The organism is Rhodococcus sp. LB1 (assembly GCF_001583455.1).
Taxonomy (GTDB): domain Bacteria; phylum Actinomycetota; class Actinomycetes; order Mycobacteriales; family Mycobacteriaceae; genus Rhodococcus_F; species Rhodococcus_F opacus.
The window spans coordinates 1-2,245 of record NZ_LTCZ01000445.1 but is presented as its reverse complement, the minus strand read 5'-3'; the positions used below and the strand labels follow the sequence as shown (position 1 = coordinate 2,245).

At 62.3% G+C, this 2,245-nt stretch carries 3 protein-coding genes; 1 reads left to right on the top strand and 2 read right to left on the bottom strand.

The window, feature by feature from the left end; all coding sequences use genetic code 11:
- The first annotated feature begins 712 nt into the window (after nt 1-712).
- Nucleotides 713-1,060, top strand: coding sequence for a histone-like nucleoid-structuring protein Lsr2 (locus tag AZG88_RS48845; protein WP_061701592.1), 348 nt, complete (start codon nt 713-715; stop codon nt 1,058-1,060).
- A gap of 90 nt (nt 1,061-1,150) precedes the next feature.
- Here the strand turns inward: AZG88_RS48845 and AZG88_RS48840 are convergent, their stop codons facing one another.
- Together AZG88_RS48840 and AZG88_RS48835 are read right to left on the bottom strand one after the other, a co-directional pair.
- Entirely contained in the window at nt 1,151-1,750 is a 600-nt protein-coding gene (locus tag AZG88_RS48840) for a hypothetical protein (protein WP_156517800.1), read from the bottom strand.
- 57 nt (nt 1,751-1,807) lie between these two features.
- Nucleotides 1,808-2,245 (bottom strand): RES domain-containing protein (locus AZG88_RS48835; RefSeq protein WP_061701590.1); only part of this gene is annotated, 438 nt, incomplete at its 5' end.

Genomic DNA, 2,245 nt, shown 5'->3' with positions numbered 1-2,245 from the left:
AGCTGTCCCAGCTGCGGCGTCGGTATCCGAGATCCGCTACTGCTCCCGCGTGATACTTTTCCGATCAATGGTGTGCCGACACCGACACCTAGTGTGCGGTGTCCCGACCGCGGTTGCCGACATTCTGATGCCCATCATGTCGACCGGGAAGAAACGCTCTGCCGGGCACGGTCACGCGCGGTCCTGGGAGTCGCCGAAGACCTGGACTCCGGTCCGCGGGAGTTCACCCTTGTACCTGGGTGCGGCTGGGCCGCACTACGCCAGCGGACTCCCTGCGCGGGGGAGTGGAGGTGGGTACAGGAGGAGGTGGACACATGGGGTTGCGGCAGCCCTACACGCAGCCGGTCCGGCGGATGCCGTTGATGTCGCACCTGTAGGCCCGAGAGTGCTTCTGCGACTACGTGGGTCGGTGGCGATCGGAGGGACGGTACGGCGAACCGCCGCTCAAACTACATCACCGTGACGAAAGCGAAGAGGGGCCGCTTGCGTTGAGATCGTCTGGTGAAAAGCCGGCTAGCGTCGTTGATGAGAATCCTCAGGGGATTCCGGCGGCGGCCGCTCGCACACGATGACAGGGTGCTGTGCGACGAGACTAATCGCCAACTTTTGGCGCAATGCAATCATAGCTAGCGTAGCTATCGGTTATGCCGTTGTCCGGCACGAGTGCCGTACATTTGTTTCGTTGGTATCGATGAAGGTGGGAGTGGATTCCGTGGCGCACAGGGCTGTGGTGGAGTTGGTGGACGATATCGACGGGACAGTGTTCGGCGACGAGGGGGAGAGCATCAACTATGCGGTTGATGGCGTCGAGTACGAGATCGATCTAAAGGGCGAGCACGCCAAGGAGTTCCGCGACGCTCTCGACTACTGGATTGCTCATTCCAGAAGGGTCGGAGGAAGGAAGCACCGCTCGAATCGGACAGCGAACCCGACCGGATCGACTCCGAGGACGGGCGAGGTCAAGAAGATCCGCGAGTGGGCGACAGAACAGGGCTACGAAATGTCCTCTCGCGGACGGATCCGCGCCGAGATCGTACAAGCTTTCCACGACGCCCACTGACACCTCATCGCCCGTCCGAGGGCGGTGCCGAACGCGTGGAGTGGGGCCCCAGGTGGACAGTCCGCGTCGACGACNNNATTGGTCGGGTATCTATCGGCTGGTGGCCCAGGTGTTCGAGTCGGTCGAGTTCGGCGAGGAGGGCGTCTCGGCGGGGGCGCGAAAGTCCTCGTCCGGGGAGGGATAGTTTACCTCCCACCGGGGTCCATCGGCGGCGGCAAATCCGACCGCGATATGTAATGGTTGGGCGAACTCACCCCAGACTGTCGCGACGTGGTCCCGGTTCGGAACGGGATCCCACGTCCCGTCTTCATAGCTCTCCCACTCGCGGCGACCCTTGAGCATGCGCGTAAGGGTGGGATCGACAAGGTCGTACTCATCAGGCTTCGGGTTGTCGCCAGTGTCCCGGAGTGTGTGGTACTCCTCGACGGTCAGCTCCGGTGCCAGTTCGATCAGCGCCCCCTGTGCGGTCGCGTCGAATGGGTTGCTGAGAACCATTGCCCTGGAGTCGGGGAAACTCGCGTTCACGCTCGGGCTTGTACCGCGGGTCTGTCGTTTGGCCTTTTCCGCCTCTTCTTCGCGGCCTGTGTGGCCTGCGTTGCCTTCTTCGAGCGTCCCAAGGATGTCCTTTGCTACGTGGTCTGTCGCAGCGTCATACAGGCAGGGAAATTGCACTGACGGTTGGCTTTTCACGGGTTTATCTCCCACAGTCAACGCCGGTGACAGACAGTAGGAGATCAACGAAGTCGCTTAGATGACGGTTGCGTTGTATTTTGCGAGATGGGATCTGACCAGCTCCACCCCGGCGCGGTCATCGAGAACGATCGGGCCCCGGGAGACGGCCATCAGATCATGCAGCCCCACACCGGCATTGGGTTTGATGGTCATGACGACGGAGAACCTGTCCTCGTCGTTGCGTGCCCGGTATTTGATGCCGAGTACCCCGTCGGTCCCGTGCAGGATGGATGCTGCCCAGTCCCGGGTGGTCCGGTAGTCGACGGGGTCGCATTTCGTCAGCCAGGTGTCCTGACCGATCGCCGCCAAATGTGAGCCGTGCACCAGTGCGACCGGGGCATCGTCGGTGACGGTGACCTGGGACAGGACCCGGCCCGCCAGCTTGGCTTTCCGCAGGATCCTCGGAATGTGATCATCGAGCGGCAGCGACCGACAGTAGGTCTCCGCGATGCA